This is a genomic window from Vreelandella andesensis (genome assembly GCF_003989795.1).
GTDB lineage: Bacteria > Pseudomonadota > Gammaproteobacteria > Pseudomonadales > Halomonadaceae > Vreelandella > Vreelandella andesensis.
Window position 1 is genome coordinate 78,386 of sequence record NZ_RZHG01000018.1, and the last position, 22,963, is coordinate 101,348.

22 protein-coding genes and 1 other RNA gene are annotated in these 22,963 nt (G+C 54.9%); 6 read left to right on the forward strand and 17 right to left on the reverse strand.

The window, feature by feature from the left end; genetic code table 11:
* Positions 1-405: 405 nt before the first annotated feature.
* The 5 genes from dapB to grpE all read right to left on the reverse strand — a co-directional run bounded on the left by dapB (position 406) and on the right by grpE (position 5,802).
* Positions 406-1,212: a 4-hydroxy-tetrahydrodipicolinate reductase gene (gene dapB / locus ELY33_RS08435; protein ID WP_126946695.1), complete on the reverse strand. Its 807-nt coding sequence runs from the start codon at positions 1,210-1,212 to the stop codon at positions 406-408.
* A gap of 132 nt (positions 1,213-1,344) precedes the next feature.
* On the reverse strand, positions 1,345-1,626 hold the full coding sequence (locus ELY33_RS08440) for a DUF2218 domain-containing protein (RefSeq protein ID WP_126946698.1): 282 nt from the start codon (positions 1,624-1,626) through the stop codon (positions 1,345-1,347).
* Positions 1,627-1,804: 178 nt separating this feature from the next.
* Positions 1,805-2,959 (reverse strand): molecular chaperone DnaJ, encoded by a 1,155-nt coding sequence (dnaJ, locus tag ELY33_RS08445; RefSeq protein WP_126946701.1) that lies wholly within the window; start codon positions 2,957-2,959, stop codon positions 1,805-1,807.
* A gap of 110 nt (positions 2,960-3,069) precedes the next feature.
* Positions 3,070-5,004 carry a molecular chaperone DnaK gene (gene dnaK, locus ELY33_RS08450; protein ID WP_126946704.1) on the reverse strand — a complete coding sequence of 645 codons (1,935 nt, stop codon included), beginning with the start codon at positions 5,002-5,004 and terminating at the stop codon, positions 3,070-3,072.
* Positions 5,005-5,172: 168 nt separating this feature from the next.
* Positions 5,173-5,802, reverse strand: a complete 630-nt coding sequence (gene grpE / locus ELY33_RS08455) for a nucleotide exchange factor GrpE (RefSeq protein ID WP_126946707.1) — start codon at positions 5,800-5,802, stop codon at positions 5,173-5,175.
* 201 nt (positions 5,803-6,003) lie between these two features.
* On the opposite strand from grpE, the gene recN reads away from it, so the two are divergent.
* Complete coding sequence (recN, locus tag ELY33_RS08460; RefSeq protein WP_126946710.1) at positions 6,004-7,677, forward strand: DNA repair protein RecN; 1,674 nt, start codon at positions 6,004-6,006, stop codon at positions 7,675-7,677.
* Between the two features lie 159 nt (positions 7,678-7,836).
* On the opposite strand, the gene fur is transcribed toward recN, so the two are convergent.
* Positions 7,837-8,289, reverse strand: coding sequence for a ferric iron uptake transcriptional regulator (fur, locus tag ELY33_RS08465; protein WP_126946712.1), 453 nt, complete (start codon positions 8,287-8,289; stop codon positions 7,837-7,839).
* A 72-nt stretch (positions 8,290-8,361) separates the two neighbouring features.
* Here fur and ELY33_RS08470 point away from each other — a divergent pair, with 72 nt between their 5' ends.
* Positions 8,362-8,832: an outer membrane protein assembly factor BamE gene (locus ELY33_RS08470; RefSeq protein WP_126947242.1), complete on the forward strand. Its 471-nt coding sequence runs from the start codon at positions 8,362-8,364 to the stop codon at positions 8,830-8,832.
* A gap of 1 nt (position 8,833) precedes the next feature.
* Here ELY33_RS08470 and ELY33_RS08475 read toward each other — a convergent pair whose 3' ends face one another.
* Positions 8,834-9,145, reverse strand: coding sequence for an RnfH family protein (locus ELY33_RS08475; RefSeq protein WP_126946715.1), 312 nt, complete (start codon positions 9,143-9,145; stop codon positions 8,834-8,836).
* Positions 9,135-9,569 carry a type II toxin-antitoxin system RatA family toxin gene (locus tag ELY33_RS08480; RefSeq protein WP_126946718.1) on the reverse strand — a complete coding sequence of 145 codons (435 nt, stop codon included), beginning with the start codon at positions 9,567-9,569 and terminating at the stop codon, positions 9,135-9,137. Before ELY33_RS08480 ends, ELY33_RS08475 begins: the two co-directional genes overlap by 11 nt.
* A 126-nt stretch (positions 9,570-9,695) precedes the next feature.
* Between ELY33_RS08480 and smpB the strand changes: the two genes are divergently transcribed.
* Both smpB and ssrA read left to right on the forward strand, forming a co-directional pair.
* Positions 9,696-10,187 (forward strand): SsrA-binding protein SmpB, encoded by a 492-nt coding sequence (gene smpB, locus ELY33_RS08485; RefSeq protein WP_009723766.1) that lies wholly within the window; start codon positions 9,696-9,698, stop codon positions 10,185-10,187.
* 44 nt (positions 10,188-10,231) lie between these two features.
* Positions 10,232-10,611: a transfer-messenger RNA gene (gene ssrA / locus ELY33_RS08490) on the forward strand.
* Between the two features lie 753 nt (positions 10,612-11,364).
* Here the strand turns inward: ssrA and ELY33_RS08500 are convergent.
* Positions 11,365-13,059 (reverse strand): DMT family transporter, encoded by a 1,695-nt coding sequence (locus ELY33_RS08500; protein WP_126946724.1) that lies wholly within the window; start codon positions 13,057-13,059, stop codon positions 11,365-11,367.
* 315 nt (positions 13,060-13,374) lie between these two features.
* On the opposite strand from ELY33_RS08500, the gene ELY33_RS08505 reads away from it, so the two are divergent.
* Complete coding sequence (locus ELY33_RS08505; protein ID WP_126946727.1) at positions 13,375-13,641, forward strand: hypothetical protein; 267 nt, start codon at positions 13,375-13,377, stop codon at positions 13,639-13,641.
* Here ELY33_RS08505 and ELY33_RS08510 read toward each other — a convergent pair.
* The 7 genes from ELY33_RS08510 to ELY33_RS08540 form a co-directional block, all read right to left on the reverse strand.
* A complete protein-coding gene (locus tag ELY33_RS08510; RefSeq protein ID WP_126946730.1) occupies positions 13,625-14,077 on the reverse strand; it encodes a hypothetical protein in 453 nt (150 codons plus the stop codon). The genes ELY33_RS08505 and ELY33_RS08510 overlap by 17 nt on opposite strands.
* On the reverse strand, positions 14,074-16,023 hold the full coding sequence (locus tag ELY33_RS08515; RefSeq protein ID WP_126946733.1) for a DUF927 domain-containing protein: 1,950 nt from the start codon (positions 16,021-16,023) through the stop codon (positions 14,074-14,076). Before ELY33_RS08515 ends, ELY33_RS08510 begins: the two co-directional genes overlap by 4 nt.
* A complete protein-coding gene (locus tag ELY33_RS08520; RefSeq protein ID WP_126946736.1) occupies positions 16,013-16,945 on the reverse strand; it encodes a toprim domain-containing protein in 933 nt (310 codons plus the stop codon). The genes ELY33_RS08515 and ELY33_RS08520 overlap by 11 nt, the downstream gene beginning before the upstream one ends.
* Positions 16,945-17,136: a helix-turn-helix transcriptional regulator gene (locus tag ELY33_RS08525; protein WP_126946739.1), complete on the reverse strand. Its 192-nt coding sequence runs from the start codon at positions 17,134-17,136 to the stop codon at positions 16,945-16,947. The genes ELY33_RS08520 and ELY33_RS08525 overlap by 1 nt, the downstream gene beginning before the upstream one ends.
* Positions 17,137-17,232: 96 nt before the next feature.
* The gene (locus tag ELY33_RS08530) at positions 17,233-17,994 is read right to left on the reverse strand and encodes a hypothetical protein (RefSeq protein WP_126946742.1); all 762 of its coding nucleotides are present in this window, start codon (positions 17,992-17,994) and stop codon (positions 17,233-17,235) included.
* A 130-nt stretch (positions 17,995-18,124) separates the two neighbouring features.
* The gene (locus ELY33_RS08535) at positions 18,125-19,420 is read right to left on the reverse strand and encodes a tyrosine-type recombinase/integrase (RefSeq protein ID WP_126946744.1); all 1,296 of its coding nucleotides are present in this window, start codon (positions 19,418-19,420) and stop codon (positions 18,125-18,127) included.
* 347 nt (positions 19,421-19,767) lie between these two features.
* A complete protein-coding gene (locus ELY33_RS08540; protein ID WP_126946747.1) occupies positions 19,768-20,883 on the reverse strand; it encodes an endonuclease/exonuclease/phosphatase family protein in 1,116 nt (371 codons plus the stop codon).
* On the opposite strand from ELY33_RS08540, the gene ELY33_RS18235 reads away from it, so the two are divergent.
* A complete protein-coding gene (locus ELY33_RS18235; RefSeq protein WP_279629877.1) occupies positions 20,882-21,010 on the forward strand; it encodes a hypothetical protein in 129 nt (42 codons plus the stop codon). The genes ELY33_RS08540 and ELY33_RS18235 overlap by 2 nt on opposite strands.
* Before the next feature lie 667 nt (positions 21,011-21,677).
* Here the strand turns inward: ELY33_RS18235 and ELY33_RS08545 are convergent.
* A complete protein-coding gene (locus tag ELY33_RS08545) occupies positions 21,678-22,940 on the reverse strand; it encodes an NAD(P)/FAD-dependent oxidoreductase (protein ID WP_126946750.1) in 1,263 nt (420 codons plus the stop codon).
* Between the last annotated feature and the right edge of the window lie 23 nt (positions 22,941-22,963).

Genomic DNA, 22,963 nt, shown 5'->3' on the forward strand with positions numbered 1-22,963 from the left:
ACGTTCTCCCATGCTGGTGGGAGCCTGTGGGCGCAGGCTCGGCGATCCGGTTTGTCGGCGTTTGCGTGCAAACGTCGGGTCGTAAAAAAGCGGGACGAAGCCGATAGTAAAAAAATCGGTTTCATCCCGCTTGTTGTTCTCTTCCGTGGCTAATCCACGGCGCAGCACTTAGCTGACTATATTTTCTAACCTGAGGGCCAGTGCAACAAGCGCGGTGCTTTCTCTCTATCTACAGATGTGCGTCCAACTACAAATATGCATCCGGTTACAGACACACGTTTAATGCAGATAGTTTGCTGCTTTTTGCAGCCACTGAGCCAAAATTTTTGGAATGTTACAGGACTTACCGACTTTAGGCTAGCCCTTTATTACCAAGTTAGCGCCAGAAGCAGCCTCAACGGCGCGTCAGTTCAGCTCCAACACATCCTGCATATCGTAACGACCATGCGCTTTGCCATCGACCCAGCGAGCAGCACGAACCGCGCCTTTGGCAAAGGTCATGCGGCTAGAAGCTTTATGAGTAATTTCGATACGCTCGCCTTCGGTAGCAAACATCACCGTGTGCTCACCAACGATGTCACCAGCCCGGACGGTGGCAAAACCGATCTCTTTGTCGGTGCGTGGGCCACACTGTCCTACCCGCTCAAAGACACCATGTTCTTTTAGCGTGCGGCCAATTCTCTCGGCAACCACTTCACCCATCTTAATCGCCGTACCGGAAGGTGCATCCACTTTATGGCGATGGTGCGCTTCAATGATTTCAATGTCGTAGCCTTCATCACCAAGGGCTTTTGCAGCAGTCTCAAGCAACTTGAGGGTCAGGTTAACGCCAACGCTCATGTTAGGTGCGAATACCATGGCAACTTTATCGCGGTAGCTATCCAGCTCAACCAGTTCGTCATCGTTCATGCCGGTGGTACCAATCACAATGCGCTTGCCATGCTCGGCACAGAATGCCAAATTTGCCAAGGTGACATGCGGCGCGGTGAAGTCGATCAGAACGTCGAAGTCATTCACTATCGCACTGAGGGAATCTACCGCCACGACGCCGCGTTTGCCAACGCCTGCCAGCTCACCAATATCCGCACCTGCCAAGGAACTACCAGGCTCAACAATACCGCCTGCTAACGAGGCATCCGCCTGCTGTTCTACCGCATTTACTAACGTACGGCCCATACGGCCAGCGACGCCTACAATGGCAATTCGGGTCATGGAAACTCCTGCGCGTGCGCCGTTCGGCACCAAGCTTAATATAAGAAAACAAGGATAAAAAAGTGGTCTAGATTATAACAGACCCCTCTTAATGATGCGGCGCTATAGGCAACACTCAGTACTGCAAACGGATTAGTTCTCCCAGACAATTACCAGCGGTTCGTCTTTTGCCATCCGTAAAAGATGGCTTTCCAATACACCTTCTAGCTGATCCAAATGCTCTTCTTCCAAGGCTTCAAGGGAAACGACCAAGCGATCCGGTCCGGCATGCATCAAGCAGGTGCCGCTGGCAAAAACAATCTTAGCTTCCTGCTCGTTATGTTCGACCTCAAGCTTATGCGCCCAGTGTTCGCACAAGCGGTTCATCAAATGCTCGCCAGAAGGCGTTACGATTTCAGCACGGGACAAAGGCATCGTGTTTTCTCCGCAAAGGTAGCAAGTTAGCGCCTACTAGCGTAATCCCCACACTAGAAACCGCAAGGCAAGAAATAAGGCTTCCTTTCAACAGTATGTTCTAACTGGTCGCCAGCTACAAAAACGCCCCGGCACTTTCAAGTGCCGGGGCGTTGATTTGCGGTGGAGTGAGTCGCCGTTACGGCTTCATCTCTTCAAAAAACTTCTTCACGCTGTCGAAGAAGCCTGTTTTCTTCGGTGAGTGACTGTGGCTATTGCTGCCGTCAAAGCTCTCTTGCAACTGGCGAAGCAGGCCTTTCTGCTCGTCGTTGAGATTCACTGGCGTTTCCAACACCACTTTGCACAACAAGTCGCCAGCGGCACCGCCGCGTACTGGCTTCACGCCTTTACCGCGCAGCCTGAAGAGTTTGCCGGTTTGAGTTTCCGGTGGAATCTTTAGCTTCACACGGCCATCTAGTGTGGGCACTTCCAGCTCGCCACCTAACGCAGCATCAACAAAGTTGATCGGCACATCACACTGTAAGTGCTTGCCATCGCGCTGGAAGATGTGGTGCGGCTTGATCGACACCTGAACGTACAAATCACCAGGTGGGCCACCGTTAACACCACTTTCACCTTCGCTGTTCAGACGAATGCGGTCACCGGTATCGACACCCGGCGGAATTTTTACCGACAACGTGCGCGTTTCCCGCACTCGGCCTTCACCGTTACATTTATGGCACGGCACCTTGATGTGCTGGCCACTGCCGTGACAGGTCGGGCAGGTTTGCTGAACCGCGAAGAAACCCTGTTGCATACGCACTTGGCCGTGGCCATGGCACGTTGGGCAGGTTTCCTTGGTTGAACCTGGCTCGGCGCCTTCACCGTCGCAGCGGTCACACTCGATATGGCGTGGTACGCGGATGTCAACGGTCGTGCCGGAAACTGCGTTTTCCAGATCAAGTTCAAGGTTGTAGCGCAGGTCGCTGCCACGAGCGGGGGCGTTAGGGCCGCGACGACGACCGCCACCACCGCCAAAGATATCGCCAAACACATCGCCGAAGATGTCGCTAAAATCGCCAGCGCCACCACCGCCGAACCCGCCACCACCGAAGCCGCCGCCTTGGCCATCAACACCGGCATGACCAAATTGGTCATACGCCGCGCGCTTCTCGCCATCACTCAAGACTTCGTAAGCTTCTGACACTTCACGGAATTTTTCCGCAGCGGTGTTATCGTCCGGGTTTCGATCAGGGTGGAATTTTTGCGCCAAGCGGCGGTAGGCCTTTTTGATCTCTTTCTGATCAGCCCCTTTTTCGACACCCAGGACTTCGTAATAATCGCGCTTGGACATAGGCCCTACGCCTCCTGGTTAGCTACGCACTTTATTAGGCGTCTGCTTCGGAAACAGCAACGCGGGAGTTGCCTCCCGCGTCACCGCATTCCTCAGCAGATAGAGGTGATTTACTGCTTCTTCTTGTCGTCGTTGACTTCTTCGTACTCAGCGTCAACCACGTCATCCTCTGGCTTGGTGCTGGCATTTTCAGCACTTTCGCCATCCGCCTGCTGAGCAGCTTCTGCCTGCTCGGCGTACATTTTCTGCGCTAGCTGACCAGAGACTTCAGTCAGCGCATCCAGCTTTTGCTGAATTGCATCCTGATCATCGGTCTTCACCGCTTCTTCCAGTTCGCTAATAGCGGTCTCGATGGCCTGTTTCTCGTCATCGGTCGCTTTGTCGCCTGCTTCCTGCACGGTTTTGCGAGTGGCGTGAATCATGCCGTCTGCTTGGTTACGCAGTTGTACAAGCGCTTCAAACTTTTTGTCTTCGTCCGCGTGAGCTTCAGCATCGCGTACCATCTGCTCGATCTCATCATCCGTAAGACCGCTGGACGCTTTAATGACAATCGACTGCTCTTTGTTGGTCGCTTTGTCTTTGGCCGATACGTTCAGAATGCCGTTAGCATCCAGGTCGAAGGCCACTTCAATTTGCGGTACACCACGCGGTGCTGGCGGAATATCAGCAAGGTCAAAACGACCCAGCGATTTATTCTGCGACACTTGCTTGCGCTCACCCTGAACAACGTGAATCGTCACCGCTGTTTGGTTGTCATCCGCCGTTGAGAAGGTTTGTGTCTTCTTGGTCGGAATCGTGGTGTTCTTATCGATCAGCGAAGTCATTACACCGCCCATGGTTTCGATACCCAAGGTCAGTGGCGTCACGTCCAGCAGCAATACGTCTTTAACGTCGCCACCAAGAACACCGCCCTGAATCGCCGCGCCCACAGCAACTGCTTCATCTGGGTTGACGTCTTTGCGTGCTTCTTTGCCGAAGAAATCAGCGGCTTTCTTCTGCACCATCGGCATGCGCGTCTGGCCACCGACCAAAATCACCTCATCAATTTCAGACGCAGACAAACCAGCATCTTTCAGCGCCATTTTGCACGGGTCGAGCGAACGCTGTACCAGATCTTCAACCAGCGACTCCAGCTTGGCGCGCGTCACCTTCACATTAAGGTGTTTCGGGCCAGTGTTGTCAGCGGTGATGTAGGGCAGATTAACGTCTGTCTGCTGGGCACTTGAAAGCTCAATTTTCGCTTTCTCGGCCGCTTCTTTTAGGCGCTGCATAGCGAGGTTGTCGCCAGACAGATCCATACCGCTGTCCGCTTTGAACTGGTCAACCAAGTAGTTGATCAGCGCTAAGTCAAAGTCTTCGCCGCCCAGGAACGTGTCGCCGTTGGTAGCCAACACTTCAAACTGAGTTTCACCGTCAACATCTGCCACTTCGATAATAGAAATATCGAAAGTACCGCCACCCAGGTCGTATACCGCGATGGTTTTGTCACCGCGAGATTTGTCCATACCGTAGGCCAATGCGGCAGCAGTCGGCTCGTTGATGATGCGCTTAACGTCTAGACCAGCGATACGGCCAGCATCTTTAGTGGCTTGGCGCTGGCTGTCGTTAAAGTACGCCGGTACGGTGATAACCGCCTCTGTCACCGTTTCACCGAGGTAGTCTTCGGCGGTTTTCTTCATTTTCTTCAGCACTTCCGCACTTACCTGCGGCGGTGCCATTTTTTTGCCTTTCACTTCAACCCAGGCATCACCGTTGTCTGCTTCGGCGATTTTGTAAGGCACCATTTTGATGTCTTTTTGTACGACATCATCTTTGAAGCGACGACCAATCAAGCGCTTGATCGCGTAAAGGGTGTTCTCAGGGTTGGTGACGGCCTGACGTTTTGCCGCCTGACCAACTAGCGTCTCACCATCGTCGGTGTAAGCGATAATGGAAGGCGTAGTACGGCCACCTTCGGCATTCTCAATTACTTTTGCGCTGTCACCATCGAGCACTGCCACACAAGAGTTGGTGGTGCCCAGATCGATACCAATAATACGTCCCATAGCAAAAACCTCGAATTCGGTTGTTACAAAACTGATGTTTGAAAGCTGATGTCAAAAAGTTGCTTTTTGAAACTCATAGCGTTTGCGGGTTTTCCCGCGGGTTGCCCTATATCTGGGGGCCGCTTACAGCATTTCAAGGGGCTTTTTTTGCTTTGTGTCAGCCAATGCTTAATTAGCTTTTTGGCTAACCACTACCATTGCAGGGCGAACAAGGCGTCCGTTAAGCAAATATCCCTTCTGCATCACTTCCATGACGGTATTGGGTTCAAGCTCGGGATTCGGCACCATCGCCATTGCTTCGTGAACCTGCGGGTCGAAGGGCTCACCCTGAGGCTCAACACTTTCCACGCCAAATTTAGTCAGTACACCCAGCTGCATGTTAAGGGTCATTGAAACGCCCTCGCGGTGCACGTCAGAGGCACCTTCCTGCATGCTCTCTAAGGCTTTTTCCAAGCTATCCACGACGGGCAGCAGCTCTTTAACAAATTTTTCTAAAGCAAACTTACGCGCTTTTTCAGCCTCTTGCTCAGCACGGCGACGCACGTTCTGAGCTTCAGCGGCAGCCCGCAGCGCTTGGTCTTTCGCTTCCGCTAAACTCTGCTCAAGCTCTTCCACCTGGGCAGCTAGCATATCGGCTTCCGGGTTTCCCACTCCGCCTTCTTGCGCAGCATCTTCCTCGATTAACCCTTCCAATTCGCCCTCGACTAGGCGCTCTTCAGCCGCTTGTTCGGTAACTTCCGCTTCTTGCTCTTGGCGGGCCAGCTCGTCTTCTAATGGGGTTTGCGGTTCTTTTGCCATGCCTAGCTCCTGAAAAATATGCAGCGGTGACATTAACGGCCACCTCGGTTAAGTAACGAGTATTAACCACGTATAAACGCTATATGGGGGCCATAAGAGCCATCTCAAGAGGGGCATTGAAGTGAGTTATAGACTACTGTATAAAACAACAATTATTGGATAAGTATCCAGCTTCTGTGCTGCACCGCCTCAGGAGGCCTTATGCTCACCCAGCTAGCAATCCAAGATTACGCTATTGTTGACCGCCTTGAACTCGACCTAACCCGCGGCATGACAGCGATTACCGGAGAGACCGGGGCAGGGAAATCGATTTTACTCGGCGCCCTTGGTCTCTGTTTGGGTGAGCGTGCCGATGCTGGCAGCGTGCGCCACGGTAGCGAACGCACGGATCTTTCCGCTCGTTTTGATATTCAACACCTGCCCGCTGCCAGTGAGTGGTTGACTGCTCGTGAGCTACCCGCAGAAGAGTGCTTACTGCGCCGCGTGGTTACCGCCAGCGGTCGCTCTAAAGCATGGATTAATGGCCACCCTGCCACTATCGCCGATCTAAAATCACTGGGTGAACAGTTAATTCAAATCCATGGCCAGCATGCTCATCAAGCACTCATGCGTGAAGAGACTCACCTTGCCCTACTAGATGATTATGCTGGCCTGCGCGATCCCTGCCAGCAATTAGCTGAAACGTTCCGCGAGTGGCGCAGTGCCCGCCGGCGATTAAAAAAACTTAGTGAAGAAGGTAGCGAAGTTGAGGCAAAACGCCAGCTTTTGCGCTACCAAGTAGAGGAATTAGATCAACTAGGATTGGCAGAGGGAGAGCTGCAAACGCTTGAAGAAGAGCAGCACACTCTCGCCCATGCGGAAGAGACGCTACGTGAAACCCAGCTTGCCGCCAACTGCTGCGCTAGCGATGAAGGCGGCGCTTTGTCGTTACTTAACCAAGCTTATGCCCATTTAAGCGCTCTACCCGGCAGTGACAAAGGCACACTGGCCAATACTATTGCCATGCTTAGCGATGCGCGCATTCAAGTGGAGGAAGCCTCTAGCGAGCTTAATCGTCTCGCTAGCACTACAGAACTTGATCCGGAGCGCCTGGCCTGGGTGGAAGAGCGCATGGGCGATGTACACCGTATTGCCCGCAAGCACCATGTTGCTCCCGAAGAGATTTGCGCGCTACACGCTCAGCTCAGTCAAGAAGTCGAACTACTGGAAGCCAGCGACGACGACCTAGAGTCATTAAGCAGTCAAGTAGCCGAATATCGCGAACGCTATCGTAGTGACGCCAAGCAATTGAGCGAGACACGACAAAAAGCAGCCCTGCGCTTAGGCAAAGAAGTGCAGCAACAGCTGACTTTCCTGGCCATGGATAAAGCGCGCTTTGAAGTAGAGGTCACCCCGCGTGAAACGCCAACACCAGAAGGCCTAGACCACGTCCAATTTCTGATTAGCGCTAACCCAGGCCAGCCCGCCAGGCCGTTAACCAAAGTGGCCTCAGGCGGTGAGCTTTCGCGCATTAGTCTTGCTATTCAAGTAGTGGCTGCCTCCCACTCCACCATTCCCAGTTTGATCTTCGATGAAGTGGATGTGGGCATTTCAGGAGCGACAGCCGAGATTGTTGGTCAACTGCTACGTAAGCTCGGCGAAAACGGCCAAGTGATGACAGTTACCCACCTGCCCCAGGTCGCCGCTCAGGCGCATCAGCATTTGCATATTGAAAAGCGCGCCAAACGGGATAGCACGCTGACTCACATGGCGTTGCTAGACGAACGTGGACGAATCAGTGAACTCGCCCGCATGCTGGGAGGGGTAACCTTATCCGACCAAACACTCGCCCACGCCAGAGAAATGCTCCACGCTAGCCAACGGCCACCGCACTAGGCGCTTTTTCCAATCGCCAAGCGCTAGCCAGCACTACAAACTGTAAAAAACAAGCTACACAAAATAGCTATATAAAATAGCCATATAAAAACGATAAAAACGCCCCTGGGGCGCGAATGAAACATCACTCGCGCCCCAGGGGCGTTTCATTTAGCGCGACTATTTTCTATTTGTGGGACCACTGTCCTGCCGCGTCACGTCCGACCCACGGGGGCGTACGTAAAGCACCAGGGCATGGTCCACAAGTTCATAGCCATGCTCTTCGGCGATCTCTTGCTGACGACGCTCGATGATTTCATCGACGAACTCAATGATTTCACCACTTTCTAAGCACACCATATGGTCGTGGTGGTCTTCTTGAGTCATCTCGAACACCGCATGGCCACCATCAAAATTATGACGGATCACCAAGCCTGCTGATTCAAATTGAGTCAACACGCGGTACACGGTAGCCAAGCCAACATCCTCGCCCGCATCAATCAGTGTTTTGTACACTTCTTCTGCGCTAAGGTGTTGTTGACCCGAAGCATTTTCGAGAATCTGAAGGATCTTGACGCGCGGCAGGGTCACTTTCAGCCCGGCTTTGCGTAGTTCATGGTTCTGATCGGCCATGGTTGCTCTTCGCAGTAACAGGTTAGGTCGGGTATGATCGACCGAAACCACGATAGTGAAGAACAGGCTCAAATGCAAAAATTGACTCGTATCATTACTCTTTCCGTTGCCCTAACCGTTGTTAGCGGCTGTAGTTACGTTGGCGTTTACAAACGTGACATCCCCCAGGGCAACTTGGTGACCCAAGAAATGGTCAGCCAATTACAGCCAGGAATGACCCAAGAGCAAGTCACTTATGTGATGGGTCGCCCGTTACTCGAAGCCCCGTTCGATACGCGGGAATGGGATTACGTTTATCGTCTTGATAAAGCATACGCTGGTGTCGAGCAGCGACGGGTGACCCTCACGTTCGACAACACGGGGCGTTTGATGAACGTTGCGCAACAAGGTGATTTCTCGGGTGACCTGCCGATCAGTACAGACACCAGCGCAGGCCCTGCAACAGAAACAACAGACCCAATCACCGGCAACGCCACTCCTGGCCAACGAGCAACAACGCCAGAAAATGCGCCAACGCCTCAACCCGTAATGCCTACCGAGTAACTTACTCGCCTTTGGCTTGACGCTTCGCCCGCTCTAGGCGGGCAGCTTTGGGGTCTATCTCCAATGGGCGATAGACCTCAACGCGGTCACCTAAGCGCAATGCTTCTTTTTCAGGCTGGCGCAGTGCTTTACCAAAAATTCCCAGCGGCGCCTGTTCAAAGGTGTCGCTAGGGATCTCGGGGAACAGGCTTGGCAGGTCTGCCATTACCACAGCTTGTCGCGCAGTCGTGCCTTGAGGCACTTCTACGGCCACTATGCGCTGTTTGTGCGGCAAGGCAAAGGCTACCTCCACCGCGAATGTATCAGCGGCCATAGCGCTCGTCAGCGCGCTTAGTGAAGGAATCGACAAGCTGCCCTGCAATCTGCTGAAATAATTTGCCAAATGCCATGCTGAGCAAGCGATTGGCAAATACAAACTCCATTTCCAAACTCACTTTGCAGGCGTCTTCACCCATTGGGATAAACAGCCAACGCCCTTTGAGCTGCTTAAACGGCCCTTTTACTAACGACAGCTCAATTCGCTCAGGTGCATATAAATCGTTTCGAGTCGTGATTGTTTGTTCCACGCCCGCACGACCAAGGGTCATCTCGCCGATCAGATGCTCCTCGTCATGCGTTAACAGGCGCGCACGGCGACACCCCGGCAGGAACTCGGGATAGCGTTCGAAGTCATTTACCAAATCGAACATTTGTTGGGGGGTGTGCCGCACTAAAGCGGTACGATTAACGGTTGGCATTGACCTCTCCGCTGACTTCACAGTGCTCAAAGCGTATCATGAGAAACATTTTTGTAGACCTTAAATGGTATCACGCCTCCCCACATAACGAAGGGGGTGCTACTGACAGATCAACGATGAGGTTCCATGGCCACTAAAAAAGGTAACAGTAAGGGCCCTAGCAGCAGCGTTATTGCCCAAAACAAGAAGGCTCGGTTTGAGTACCATATTAACGAAACCTTAGAAGCAGGTTTGGTACTCGCAGGCTGGGAAGTTAAAAGCCTTCGCGCTGGTAAAGCACAGCTTACCGACACCTATATTTTGGTTCGCAACGGCGAGGCTTTTTTACTAGGTAGCCATATCATGCCGCTGAACACGGCAAGCACCCACGAAATTGCTGACCCAACTCGCACACGCAAATTGCTTCTGCACCGCAAGGAAATTGCCAAAATTTTCTCGGTGACTCAAGACAAAGGCCACACTTGCGTACCGCTAAAGCTCTATTGGAAACGCAATAAGGTCAAGTGCGAACTGGCACTGGTAACCGGTAAACAGTTGCATGATAAGCGCGCCACTGAAAAAGATCGCGACTGGAGCCGTCAGAAAGGGCGGATAATGCGGGAACATAACAAGGCATAACTGGTCAATTGGCTTTGAGCACGTTAGAATGCCCACTGCAATCAGGGGGCGACATGGTTTCGACGCTGGTGACAACCCTTGCGGTGCATGCCGAGAGCGTGATGTATCTCGTAAATCCCACATCACGAAAAATAGTCGCAAATGACGAAAACTACGCTCAAGGCGCGCTAGCAGCTTAAACACTGTTAGCTTCTTGTCTGGCCCAAAGGTGATGTGCCTATTCATCGCTAATGGGATACGAGCTAAAGCTGATAGGATCGCGGTTGTTGGTGTCTTCTCATCAATCGTTAAACTTTAGAAGGCTCGCGTGGCTGAATCCTGATCGTCGGAGTCAGTTGCGTTAAAGCAAATGACGAAATCTAAGCATGTAGAGCCAATAGGCGCGTGCTGGCGGACGCGGGTTCAATTCCCGCCGCCTCCACCACCTTATGAAACAAATCAAGCACCTACGGGTGCTTTTTTTGTTTATTAGCCAACCTATTAGCCATCCCTCGAATTGGTATCTAACACCTGATTCTGGCCTTCATACAGGCAGGCATAGCCCCTTGGCCGGTGCTCTTCGTTTCCCCTACCAAGGACATCAGTTCGATTCCGGGCTAAACCAGTACGTGGAAGTTTGCAGGACAAACCAAGCTAGCCGAATCCCTCATGCAAGCGATGTCCCTATTTCCCTGCTTCCTCTAATTTCTCGCCCCCCCTCCCACCGAAGAGGGATGAAGTGGTTGAATGGATGTGGATCGGCCGCCTGCTCAGCCTGCGTGTACTGGTCGGTATCGGCCTGATCAGCTATAGCGCCTACCTCTGGCACCAACCCATATTCGCCTTTGCACGAATTCGCCTCTTCGAGGGCGAACCTGAGTGGGTCTTCTGGCTCTTAATAGCAGCGACGTTCGCTTTGGCCTGACTGACTTGGCTCATTATCGAAACACAAACACGCAAGCATCTAAAACTTCCACGATTTCAGCTTCTTGGTGCAGCCGCCACTGGGAGCATAGCGGTTGGCCTAGTCGGTGGTCTTGGTTGGATCAATGGTGGCTTCCCAAGCTGGACCGCCCCCCTCTGGAATCAGCTTTGCGCAGTTTGATTTCGATAAAATGACAAAGGTTAACCGTGGCCTCAGCAGTGAGTGCGAAGGATTTGGAGTGATGCAAGTAGCATGGACAACGACGCGTTCCCTCTACGGCAGCATGGTAGGCGGTACGGCGTCTAAGTGGCCGAAGTAACTGATCACGAGGATAGCCACACTGACGACCACGATAACGATCATCGACCAGATGTTCTGCATTTTCAGCTCTGTGTCGTATTCCTTGCGAAGCATGGTGTCGATCACCTGTTCAAGACGAACCCTAGCATCGAAGGACAAATGCAGCACTATATAAACCAATGACGCATTGGTCATCACAGCCAGCGCATCGCCGATCACGCTTTCGGCACGAAACAGCGTAATACACACGACCGATAACAAACCCAGCGTCCACATCACCAGAAGCTCTCCTGGCCGGATTACTGGGAACTGAGCCAGCCGTAATTGCCGGACGTGATTTTGTACCTCGACCGGCAGATCAGCAGGCCGGTGCTCGATCAGGGCCAGCACATCCCGAACGTGTACCCGGGACCGATTCGTGGTCAGATGGTCGATCAGGTACAGGCTGCTGTGGCGTGCGTCGGCATGAAGCATGCTGATACGCTGCAACAGAAACCCGCCTAAGATACCGATGAACCCCACCGGCAGTGCAACCAAGTCCAATAATGAGACGTCATTGACGAGTTCTTGCATTGAAATGGGCGCAGTCATGATTACGATCACGCCGGTTATGCCGACGCTGAGAAATACGCCGACGAAGGCGGGCGTGGTATCAGCCCGCATATGTAGCAGCGCGTTGGAACTGACAATTAGGAGCGCACCCACCCCTACCGCAGAGGTAAGGCTTTCGCCACCGATCAACCATAGCCACATCAGCGCAAACACAGGCGTCGTATACCATAGTATCGCCAGCTCAACCCGGTTAGTACGGGCTAGAGCCTCACGGTAAGTCAGCGAACCGATTGTGACGATAATCACCCCATTCAACACCACCCAGCCCCAGCTCTCGGCTCCCATCGCAGCCATCGACGGTAATATTCCGGGCACAAATGGGATGGTAAGTAAAAACCCCAGTGCGCCGAAGACCTTGGTCGCGGCACTTGCTATTAGAGCACGGTTCAGTTCAGCCCCCTTGCCCTCACAATTGCCGTACCTGTGCTCGACGAAAACCCGTGTGTTGCGCCCAAGAGCGACCGAATATGACATAAAGACCGCCGATAAGATCGCCAAAACAAGCCCGATCTGCGCGTCGCGGGAATTAATTATTTCGGCAAACCCAGCGGTGCTACTCATGGCTTGCAGGTCGCCTGCCATGATCACAATCAATCCCAGAAAGGCGACCAGCGACAGAAAGTAGACCCGCGCACCAATCGGCTCCCTGCGCTTTTTCTCTGCAGTGTTCGGGAAATTACGTGCCAGAGCTACGAGGAAGAACACCGCTAATACCGGCCATGACTCAAAAACCACGGTTGCCGAGGGCTTGGAGATGTAAGCAAATGATACGAACAGGAATGCATGGCTGAGGTAGTTAACCGCGCCACTCGCGACCGCCTGGCGCAGCGCAATGCGGTCTTGCCAGAAGTCACGCACCAACAATGTCAAATTGTAGCAGCCCGAATTGCGCGATAGACAAACTGCACCCACGACCGAGACGATGGCAGAAAGAAGATGACTCAGACCGGCAAAGGCGAAGCCCGAAACCTCGTCCGTACCGAACACACCTACCAGCGGAAACAGGCTGTACAGAAAGATGGACGTCAGCATGAATAAGACAGGAAGATATGGCATGCATCGCGTCCGGCATTGTGATCTATATAGTTTGGAAGAGGTGTTGAAGGCAGGGAGTGTAAACACCTATTTCCGGGCTGGTCAACGCCAAACTCGCTGGTCACGAAGCCCTGCTTCGCAAATACTCTGAAATTCCTGGATTCTACCTATTCGGTTCTCGCCATCGAAGCATCATCCCGCACTAGCACCTCTTTTCGCTCCATCCAGGCCAGTTTGTTAGCTGAGCCGCTGCCGGGCATCTCGGTATAGCAGAATCCGATATTGCACGTGGACAGTGGAGTTAGAAGGCCTGGCCGCTTACTGCCGTTAAGTCCCGTGTGGCCTATCTGGGCTTGGGGTAACGTCTCCTCATGTTGTCGCACATCTCAGGAAGGCTTTAGCGGCCCGCCGGCTGGCATTGGCGCGGCGGTGGGGCTCGGCAGCGGCCTACGTCTCAACGTAGCGATGGGCCAGGCGCATGGCCTCAGCTTCGGGCCGGGTAGCCAGGTGGTGCAGCAAGTAGCGGCGGTCATCCGGCACCAGCTCGCAGTCGCGCGCAATATGCGCCAGCCATGGGGCCAGGGGCTCAACGCGCCCCGCTAAAGGCGCCGCGCTGCCCGCAGAGGCCGGTTGATTGCTCAGGGTAGGCCGGCCAAACCACCTTGGCAGCCTCCAGCGCCTTAGCATTGTTTAGCAAGTGATGGGCCTGCCGGCGGGCGGCCCCAACATTGGGCGCCACCTCGAAAGCGTCGTCTATCACGGCCACCAGCTCGGCCCGTATCTGCCTGCTCAGGGGCGCCAGCCGCTGTTGTAGCTGGCGCTTCAGGTCCGGCCCAAGATCGCGGCCTGCATCCGCCAGGGCAGCCAACAGCGTCTCGACCTCATGCGCCGGCCCTGCCTTGTCTTGCACTTCCTGCCTTTTGTGATGTCCCACATGTCCAGACGGCTCAACCATGCCGGTTTGCGCCGGGACAGATGCGGGACAAGTGGTGTCCTGATGTGTCCCAGCGAAGGCACGGTAAACGTCGGCTAGGCTCATGCCGCGCCCTCCTCGCCCTCAGCCGGGCGGATCGCATAGACGCGGCGACGGCTGCCGTTAATCCGCACGCGGACGGAACGCGCCCCTGCATCACGTTCGACTAGCCAGCCGGCCACCTCCAGGGCCTCAGTGCCTCGCTTCACGTCGAAGCCGCCCAGCGCCTCGGTCAACCCTTCACCGTTGAATAGGTAAGTGCGGCCCTCGGCACCATCGCGCCACCAGCCGGCCCGGTCGCGTACCATGGGGGTACGGGCCGGATCTCCCTCGACACTGCTGAAACGGGCATCGCCGTGTCGTTCGATGAAGCCGGCCACGCTGGCCAGTATCTGCTCATGCTCAGACCTAACACCGCCCTGCCCAGCGGCCCATGCATGGAATGCCTCGATAGCGGCGCCCATGGCCTCGCCTTCTTTCCAGCCCGTAAGCCCATACTCAGTAGCCAGCTCGCCGGCCACGCCGATCAGCGCCAGCACCTTGGCGGCCCGGCCTTGCAGCGGGCGGGACGTGGCGAAGCCATCTATCTGGGCGAAGCGATCTACCTCAGCAGCCAGATCGCGCTCCTCGGCCACCAACCGCTCGATGAACATCGGCCCAAGGTAGCCATGGTGGCGCGTCACCTCGCTTTTAAGGTGATCTGAGAAGGCGCGCCCATCGTCTAAGTGATGCAGATGGTCGAAGGCGCCGTACGCTCGCTTGGAGGGTATATCCAGCAGCCGGACCGCCTGCCCGGCATGGGGACGCTTTCCGGCCTCTGCCATGTGGGCGGCCAGGGTACGTTCGCCGCTGCTCAGTACGGCGATGCGCCAGCGTTGGGGTCGCCTGGCGCTGCCGTTGCGACTGGCGCGCGCCTTACCGGTGCCATTGCCCAAAGCGTAGACAGTGGCGCCAATCTCCCGGCCGTCGGCCTCGCCTATCTCGTCTAGTATAAGCGCCGTATCGCTCAGAGCGGCGGCCACGCCCTCCAGCCCATTGCCAGTAGCGCGCCAGGTGCGCTTAAAGTCGGTACCACCCCAAACGCTCGCCGCGACCTCCAGCAGTGTGGTTTTGCCATTGGAACTATCGCCTACCAGATGGATGCCTGCCGTCTGCCGGTGGCACAGGTGAAGCAGCGGTCCGGCCAGGGCTGTGGATACGGCCAGCACCATCAGCGGGTTACCGCTGCATAGAACGCCGATATGCTGGCGCCAGCTCTCCAGGCTACCGGCGGTGGCGTACTCGTCCTGACCGGCCACTTCGCTCTGGAAAGTGATTCGACGCGCCAGATCTCCCTGGGCGATGGTGCGCCGGGGCATGACAAACGCTAACGCCTCTTCGATGCGGTGCCAGCCCACACGGGTTGCGGCCACCACCACCTCCTCGGGCCGACATTGGGACGCCCAACGGTGCAGCGGCTTAAAGCCGTCGGGATTGATCCGAACGCCCATGTCCAGTAACTCACCACGCATCTCTTCACCGCTGCCCTTCAGCAGCCGCAACGGCATCGCCCATTGGCGCCACGGCCCATAGGGCGATTTAAAACGCAGCAGCAGCCCATGGTTGTCACCGCGCTCGTCATGGGTGGCGGCCTGGCACTCGACGGGGCTGCATATCCACACGTCAAAAGGGACAGGGTCGCCGTCGCCCTTGGGCTGGCGCTGGCCGTGGTAGTACAGTCCCGGCGGCCCGAACTGGCTAGGGTGCAGGTAGCAGACGAAGGTGGGGCGCCTAGGCTCCTTCACCTTGACCGGCTCGGCCTCGCTGGGGTCCACCTCGCGGGCGATGGGACACGCTGGGTCAGATGGTGTCCCGGTGGTGTCCCGGCTGGAAGTCGCGTCATTGCTGGGGAGGGACACGTGGGACAGGTGGGACACGTCCAAACGGGTAGGGGTAGGGATAGGAACCAGCTCAGGTGCCGGCGACTGACCGAACACATCGTAGGTATCAGGGTCACGGTACTCACTCACCATGGCTACCTCCCAGCCGGCAAAGGCGCACGTCGGCAAAGTCGGTGCAGCCCTCGCAGTCCTCACAGAATTGCGGCATCAGTAGCTCGGCCCCAATGGCCAGCGCCGCATGGCGGGCGGCTACCTTGCCCTTGTTGGGCTTGCCCTGAGCCGTCAGGTGGCGGTCATCGTCGCCGCAGATGATAATGGCCACCTCAACCGGCAGCCGTTGGCGAAGGCGCCGTGCAACCGGGGCCAGATTGTCGGCATTACGGGCCACCACCACAGTGGTGCCCATGGCCTCATGCAAGGCAGCGGCGGTACTCCATCCCTCGGCCACCAGTACGCGCCCAGCGCCAGCCAGACGACCTATCAAGCTCGCCACGCCCTTGACGCGGCCCCCGCTCAATGTGCGTTTGCTGCCGTCGGGAAAGATCCGCTCCAAGTTGACCAGTTCGCCCTCATAAAACATGGGCATCAACAGCATCTCACCGCGCTGGCGCAAAGCGTGGGGCGGTAGACGTTTGCGGACCAGCCAGGGGTGGGCCGGATCACCGGGGCCAGCCTCGGCCCACCAGTGCCGGGCCTTGTCGGCGGCCATTTCCGCTTGCTGATGGCGCTCTCGGTCTTGGCGGTCACGCTCTCGCATGGCGTCCAACCGGGCTTGAGCGGCGGCCTCGGGATCGCTGGCGCCGTGAAGCGTCACCACCTCGGAAACGTCCAGGTGCCAGATGCCAAAGCTCGCCGCCTGGGGGCTATGGATGCGATACCAGCCGTTGCCGTTACCCTTGGACTTATCGGGAGCATCGAATCGCTCAAACTGCCCTGAAGCCTTGGGCACCAGCGTCACACCATAGGAAATCAAGGCTTCAGCCAGGGCGGCCTCAATGGTGCTATGTACTAATTTCGCAGGAGTTGAATGCGCAGAAGTGCTTTGGGTACACATCAGCAAGCCCTCCCGTTCTGGCTTGCTTCCCAGGCCTCAAGTTCTGACAAGCGCCAGCGTGTAGCTGCCGGACCAAGACGTTTTGGCTTCGGGAAGTCAGAGCGCTCACGGGACCAGCGCCATACGGTTGGGACTGAAATTGCCAAGCGTTCTGCCACTTGACGAACTGTAAGGAAGGTACTGGCTGTCATGATGATTCACCTCGTATTTAGTGAGTACGAGGTGAATCGTGAAGCTTCAGTCGATCATTTTGGTGTAAATACAGTTATGTAAAATGTACTAAATAATCACCGGTAACTTTTTGCATAAGCAGCTAATGCTTCACCCAACAACCGCTTAAGCTTTTCCTCACTCATGCCTGAAACATTGCCAGCCTGAGTTTCCATAGCCTTGGCGATCTGAGTACAATTCGGCTTCTCCCCCCACTGATATTTATGCTTATCTGTACCAGTATAGGCAATCACTTCTGTGAGAAGCCCAAGCGCTTCCAGAGCTTTCACCTCATCACTGGAACGATGCTGCTTCTCTCCTTCCCCCGCTTCGGAGCGAAGTTTTGAAGCGAAACTTTCCAAGTCATCTCTTTTGAAAAGCCACTCTTCTGGCGCTGGCCTGGCCGGCCTTTCAGGAAAGCTCTTTCCACTTGGTAAACTCCTAAACCGGTGCCCAGGAATAAAGGCTTCGTCATTGTCCGGGTCTTTCACATACCATTCACCCATTTGCGCGAAGGTTGAAGGTATCTGCAACTGATATTTGCCCATCAACACACAGTCGGTGTCGGCAGTATCAACCTTCATTCCGAGTAAAGGCGAGTGAGGAACCGGGTGCTCTTGCACAGAAAAGCTGAGGTGGAATTCTGGCACAGTGCCAATTTCAACCAGCCGCCATGCTGGCATTGAAAGCTCAACAAATATTGGTATGTCACCAGACTGAGCAAGCTCGACCACTTGAGCAACCGTCACTTCCTCACTCAACATCATGCTCAAGCAATGAGCTGCTGTGTTCAAGGTATGCCATTGGCGACGTTTCAAAAGCGTTGCTGAATAAACCATTTATGCCTCATTAGCATCTGTGAAATCACTCCGTGTGATCCACGATAATATGCTATGGGGCTGGCAACCTCTAATGCAAAACCGAGGCCGGCACCATCTGATATTGCACGTCATCATTTGGCCCGACTTGCTACGATTGCGCCTCTTGACGGATCGAAGTCACGCTGGCGCCAGCCTTGGCCGGTTCTGCGCAGTAGTCAGCCCAGGCCTTCATCAGCTTGGTACGCTGGGGCAGTAGTTCATCACGCGCGTAGGCGGCGCGGGTCGCATCGCTATTGACGTGGGCAAGCGCCAACTCGCTGACTTCATCAGGATAGCTTGAACGGTTACGCGCCCAATCCTTAAACGCACTGCGGAAACCATGGGGCACTACGGGGCGGGCATCGCTGGGGTCGGTGTACTGTTCGCCGCCTTCTTTTTCTTTGGTGGCGTTCATCCGCTTCACGGTGGCCAATATGGTCACGTCGCTTATTTTGCCACCACGCACCGCTGGGAATACCAATGGCTGGCCTTCCATACGGGGCAACGCTTCCAGCAGGGTAACGGCGGCGGGTGATAGCGGTATCCGGTGGGGCTTGCCTGCTTTCATGCGGTCAGCCGGGATAGTCCACACCTTGGCGCTCAGGTCGATTTCTTCCCAAGTAGCGCCGCGTATCTCACCAGACCGGGCGGCGGTCAGGATGGCGAACTCTAGCGCTCGGGCGCCCATGCCTTCACGGGTGCGTAGGTCTTGCAAGAACTCGGGGACGCGCTGCCAAGGCAATGCTGGAAAGTGTCGCTTGCCCTTCCCTACTTTGGCGGGCTTGGCCAGCACTGCATCAAGGTTACCTTGCCAGCGGGCCGGGTTATCGCCGTTGCGATAGCCACGCACAGCAGCCCACGCCAGCACGCTTTCAATACGCTGGCGAACGCGGGTCGCTGTTTCCGTTTTGGTTTCCCATATTGGCTCTAACGCTTTCAGGACGTGGGGCAATTCCACATCACCAACCGGCACTTCCCCTATATGGATGAAGGCGTAACGCTTTAGCGAGCCAATCCAGTCTTTGCGGTGCTTGGCGTTTCGGAACTCTTTTTCTTTGGTGGCGTGATACTGCTCAGCCGCTTCCCTGAACGTCAGGCGCTTGGCTTGGGCGGCAATATGCGCAGCGCGGGCGGCTTGGCGCTCTGCTACCGGGTCGATACCTTGCGCCAGCTTTTCGCGCAATTCTCGGGCCTTATTACGGGCATCACCAAGGGAAACGGTGGGGAAGCTCCCCAGACCAAAGCCACGGCGCCGATTACCTACCATCACGCGCAATACCCACGAGCGCCCACCACCGGGGCTAACCTGTAACAGCAGGCCGGGAACCCCCCCAACGGGGTGAAAGCCAGGGCGGTCTATACGCCTCACTTCAGCCGCGCTTAATTCTTTCGCTACCTTGGGCATCGCCTTTGCTCCTATACGCCATCCCATTAGCCAACCTATTAGCCATAAAGAATAGCATAGGGTGATATTAGGCGATACACGATAAGATAACCAAAGCCAGCAACCACGCGGCTTTCAATAGGTTATAGACACTCAGTGATATAGCATGATATGTTGGGAAGGTGGACGCCGCCTCCACCACACAAAAGGTTTCAAGAGTTCTTAAGACCTCCCAAGAAACCAGCAACGAAGCGCCTCAGGGCGCTTTTTTGTTGTCTAGCGTTCTCGCTCGTTACGTTGACACCCCACTCTTTATGGGGGCATCAATGGGGGTATGGCGTCGCAACTACAGGGAGACCTTGCCCCAGCTAATCATGCTTGGCGGCGTCTTCGGCACCCTCCTCGACCATCTCTTCGGCTTTTTTCTCCGCTTCTATTGAAGCCTCAGGCTCTCCTTGATCTTTCCGTCCAACAGCTAGCGTAGTAGAGAGTCCGAAGTGATCCGAGCCTTGCACTTTCACTCTGTCGATATCAATAAGGTGGAAGCCGTCAGAAACGAACAGATGGTCAATCGGGTAACGCCACAATGGGTAATCCGCGTGGTAGGTGCTAAGCAATCGCCGGCCACGGCGGGGATCTTTTAGATCGCTCAAGTCAGCGAAAAGCTTAGTGGTACCAGACCACGCAACGTCATTAAAGTCACCGGTGACGATCCAGCGGTTGTCCGGGTCTTTTTCAACATGGCGAGCAATAAGCATGAGCTCTGCGTCGCGTTCACGACTGTCCCGACGCTCATCCTCGTTGCTAACAGTTGTTTCCTGCAGCCCTGGGGGGACTGGGTGAGCGCCAACAAAGCGCACCGGCCCGATGCCTGGCACGTCAATCGTTGCGAAAATCGAAGGCCGACGCTCAGAGACTAAATACTCGACCTTCTGCTCGAGCAACGAAATCCGTGACCATAACACTATCCCAAGCCCCTCACCGCGAACCTCTCCCACCCGATGGGGATAGTCCTCATCAAGTGGTGCCAGCTCCTCGGCCCAATCGCTATCAACTTCAATTAGCAGCAGTAGATCAGGATCCTCACGCCGAACCATCGCCATTACCTCTGCGTAGTGGTCGTTCGTGTAAGTGACATTCGCCGTCAGCACTTTTAGCGTCGTCTGGTTTTCGCCAGGCTGTATCTCAGCGTTGGGCACCTCTGTCGACCAAACCGATGTGAACGGAAGGATGTGAGACAAGTGCCATCCTCCTATCGCAAAGATCACCACTACCCACACGGCGTGCTCTTTTCGTGGGCGCTTAATCCACGCGTGCAGGCCCAGCAGCAGTAATGGCAAGAGCAACGCACCCGCTAGCTGCAATCGTGGAAAATCCCATAGCCTGATCCACCACTGACCGCTAGGTATTAATGGCAGCAAGGCCACTGCCACCATGAAAAGTAACAACAACCGGATGACCGTGAGAAGGAGTTTTAACAACATGAAACCTCTCAAACGCAACAGCGGTAACCGAGAGAATCCCGATTATACCGACCTAGCAGCCTGTCGGACTTTCGATAACGTCGTGAGGTACTCGCATCATACGGCCACTACTGGAACGTTGCCATGAGCCGCTTCATCCCCGTTGGCCGCCAAACCAATTATCTCCTGTCGCTTTCGATGAACGAGTGACTGCCCGATGGCCATCTGGCGCGGAATTTAAAATTGGGCACATAGGTCGAAACACATATTCATATTAGTGTTTTGAACGGCCACTAGGCTTCCCAAAGCATCATTTTTTCTAAACTATATTACGTTTAATAAAATAAATAGCATGAATAAGGTTCGCCTAAACAGAAAATCATGCGGCGAACCGCCCAATACAAAAGCTCGTAAAAATGGGGCCATATTTGGAGGCATAACCCCATGCAGCATTGCACACTGTGTATGCCTGTATGTATGCATTACGAAAATGTGAACCAGTGGGATACAAGTCATAAAGCGCTGCGAAATTAAGTGCCGATCGCTGGCTGACACGGTATTAGCGATACTGGAACCAGAGGAAAAAGCCTTCAGGAAACTGGGAGCTAAGTGCGGAATATGTTCATAGCGAACGTGATTTGCAGAGCATGTGCAACACCATGATTACTTCCGTGCACATGATTACAACACTGAGTACGCTAAGCCCTAACTAATAAGCCCTAACTAATAAGCCCTAACTAAATAGCGATAAAAAAGCCCGCCGCACATTAATGAGACGGGCGCTCCTGCTTGCTTGCAGCATTGCTTGACGGCAATTAACGCCCCGTCAGGGCGAACCGCGATGCGCTAAAGGGGCGACTATCCAACTGGCTATCACGCCCTTGCAGCATATCGGCCACCAGACGCCCTGTTGTGGCACCAACTGTTAACCCTAGTTGTCCATGGCCAAATGCCATCGCCACGTTTTCCAGCAATGGCGATTTATCAATCACAGGCTTGGTGTCGGGTAGGAAAGGTCGCCAGCCAGCGCCAAATTCCATACCTGTCGTATTCAGCGATGGCAGCAGCGTTTTAGCTTTTTCAAGAATGATCTCCGCACGCTTGAAATTCGGTTCGGCATGCTTGCCAGCAAACTCGATGGTGCCGCCGATCTGCAGCCCTCGTTCCATAGGAATCAGACCAAAACCACCGTCTGCATAAAAAGTGGCGTGGGTTAAATCGACGCCGGGATTGGGCAGCAATACCTGATAGCCACCGACTTTAATCAACGGCACCTTAATGCCCAATGTTTCAAAAAATGCCGAACTGCCGTTACCGGCGGCGACGACCACCTGCTCGGCTGGCTGCATCTCACCCGTGGCCAATGTCACACCAATAGCACGACGCCCCTGACTCTCAATGCGAGCCACGCTACCCTGAACAACGTTGCCGCCCTGCTCTACAAAACTGTGGGTGAGCTCGGTCAGGAAGGCTTCGGTATCACACACTGTGCGCCAATCCGACAACAACAAACCGTGAGAAAAGCGACCCGCCAACGCAGGCTCCATGGCTGCAATCTGTTCAGCATTGAGGGTTTCGGAGACGAATCCTAGCGAGCGGCGTAGCTCCACGTAAGTTTGTTCATGGGCTAGACCAGCTGCATCATCAAACAGCTCGAGCGTTGGTTGATGGCCAATCAGATCATCACGACGGCACTTCGCCAGCAAGGGTGCATAATCCTGAAAGGAACAGCGTGTTAACGATGCTAACTCGTGGGCGATAGTGTCGATACGCGATCGCCGCGCGTGGGTGATGAAGCGCAGCATCCAAGGCAGCAGCCCAGGTAATGCGGATGGCCGAAGTGCAAGCGGCCCCCTTTGATCCAGCAGCCATCCAGGCACTTTTTTAATAATGCCCGGCTTGGACTGTGGAATAATTTCACTAACCGCGATCTGCCCGCAGCTCCACTTAGCCGTACTATCGCCAGCCTTAGCAGGCTCTACAAGCGTTACATCGAGCCCCTCTTTCCGCAGATATAGTGCACAGCAAATACCAACGATTCCACCACCGATTACCACGGTTGGATGCGTTGTAGTCATTAGTATCCTCCTGATTTTCCTTA

Bases quoted from the DNA above. Each gene is read 5' to 3' on its own strand.
- smpB (WP_009723766.1), top strand. From the start codon at position 9,696: ATGGCCACTAAAAAAGGTAACAGTAAGGGCCCTAGCAGCAGCGTTATT.
- ELY33_RS08470 (WP_126947242.1), top strand. From the start codon at position 8,362: ATGCAAAAATTGACTCGTATCATTACTCTTTCCGTTGCCCTAACCGTT.
- ELY33_RS08500 (WP_126946724.1), bottom strand. From the start codon at position 13,059: ATGCCATATCTTCCTGTCTTATTCATGCTGACGTCCATCTTTCTGTAC.
- ELY33_RS08525 (WP_126946739.1), bottom strand. From the start codon at position 17,136: ATGACAGCCAGTACCTTCCTTACAGTTCGTCAAGTGGCAGAACGCTTG.
- ELY33_RS08540 (WP_126946747.1), bottom strand. From the start codon at position 20,883: ATGTTGTTAAAACTCCTTCTCACGGTCATCCGGTTGTTGTTACTTTTC.
- ELY33_RS08530 (WP_126946742.1), bottom strand. From the start codon at position 17,994: ATGGTTTATTCAGCAACGCTTTTGAAACGTCGCCAATGGCATACCTTG.
- fur (WP_126946712.1), bottom strand. From the start codon at position 8,289: ATGGCCGATCAGAACCATGAACTACGCAAAGCCGGGCTGAAAGTGACC.
- ELY33_RS18235 (WP_279629877.1), top strand. From the start codon at position 20,882: ATGAAACCTCTCAAACGCAACAGCGGTAACCGAGAGAATCCCGATTAT.
- dapB (WP_126946695.1), bottom strand. From the start codon at position 1,212: ATGACCCGAATTGCCATTGTAGGCGTCGCTGGCCGTATGGGCCGTACG.
- ELY33_RS08475 (WP_126946715.1), bottom strand. From the start codon at position 9,145: ATGGCCGCTGATACATTCGCGGTGGAGGTAGCCTTTGCCTTGCCGCAC.
- ELY33_RS08515 (WP_126946733.1), bottom strand. From the start codon at position 16,023: ATGGTGAGTGAGTACCGTGACCCTGATACCTACGATGTGTTCGGTCAG.
- ELY33_RS08480 (WP_126946718.1), bottom strand. From the start codon at position 9,569: ATGCCAACCGTTAATCGTACCGCTTTAGTGCGGCACACCCCCCAACAA.
- ELY33_RS08440 (WP_126946698.1), bottom strand. From the start codon at position 1,626: ATGCCTTTGTCCCGTGCTGAAATCGTAACGCCTTCTGGCGAGCATTTG.
- ELY33_RS08510 (WP_126946730.1), bottom strand. From the start codon at position 14,077: ATGAGCCTAGCCGACGTTTACCGTGCCTTCGCTGGGACACATCAGGAC.
- recN (WP_126946710.1), top strand. From the start codon at position 6,004: ATGCTCACCCAGCTAGCAATCCAAGATTACGCTATTGTTGACCGCCTT.
- ELY33_RS08545 (WP_126946750.1), bottom strand. From the start codon at position 22,940: ATGACTACAACGCATCCAACCGTGGTAATCGGTGGTGGAATCGTTGGT.
- ELY33_RS08535 (WP_126946744.1), bottom strand. From the start codon at position 19,420: ATGCCCAAGGTAGCGAAAGAATTAAGCGCGGCTGAAGTGAGGCGTATA.
- ELY33_RS08520 (WP_126946736.1), bottom strand. From the start codon at position 16,945: ATGTGTACCCAAAGCACTTCTGCGCATTCAACTCCTGCGAAATTAGTA.
- dnaK (WP_126946704.1), bottom strand. From the start codon at position 5,004: ATGGGACGTATTATTGGTATCGATCTGGGCACCACCAACTCTTGTGTG.
- dnaJ (WP_126946701.1), bottom strand. From the start codon at position 2,959: ATGTCCAAGCGCGATTATTACGAAGTCCTGGGTGTCGAAAAAGGGGCT.
- grpE (WP_126946707.1), bottom strand. From the start codon at position 5,802: ATGGCAAAAGAACCGCAAACCCCATTAGAAGACGAGCTGGCCCGCCAA.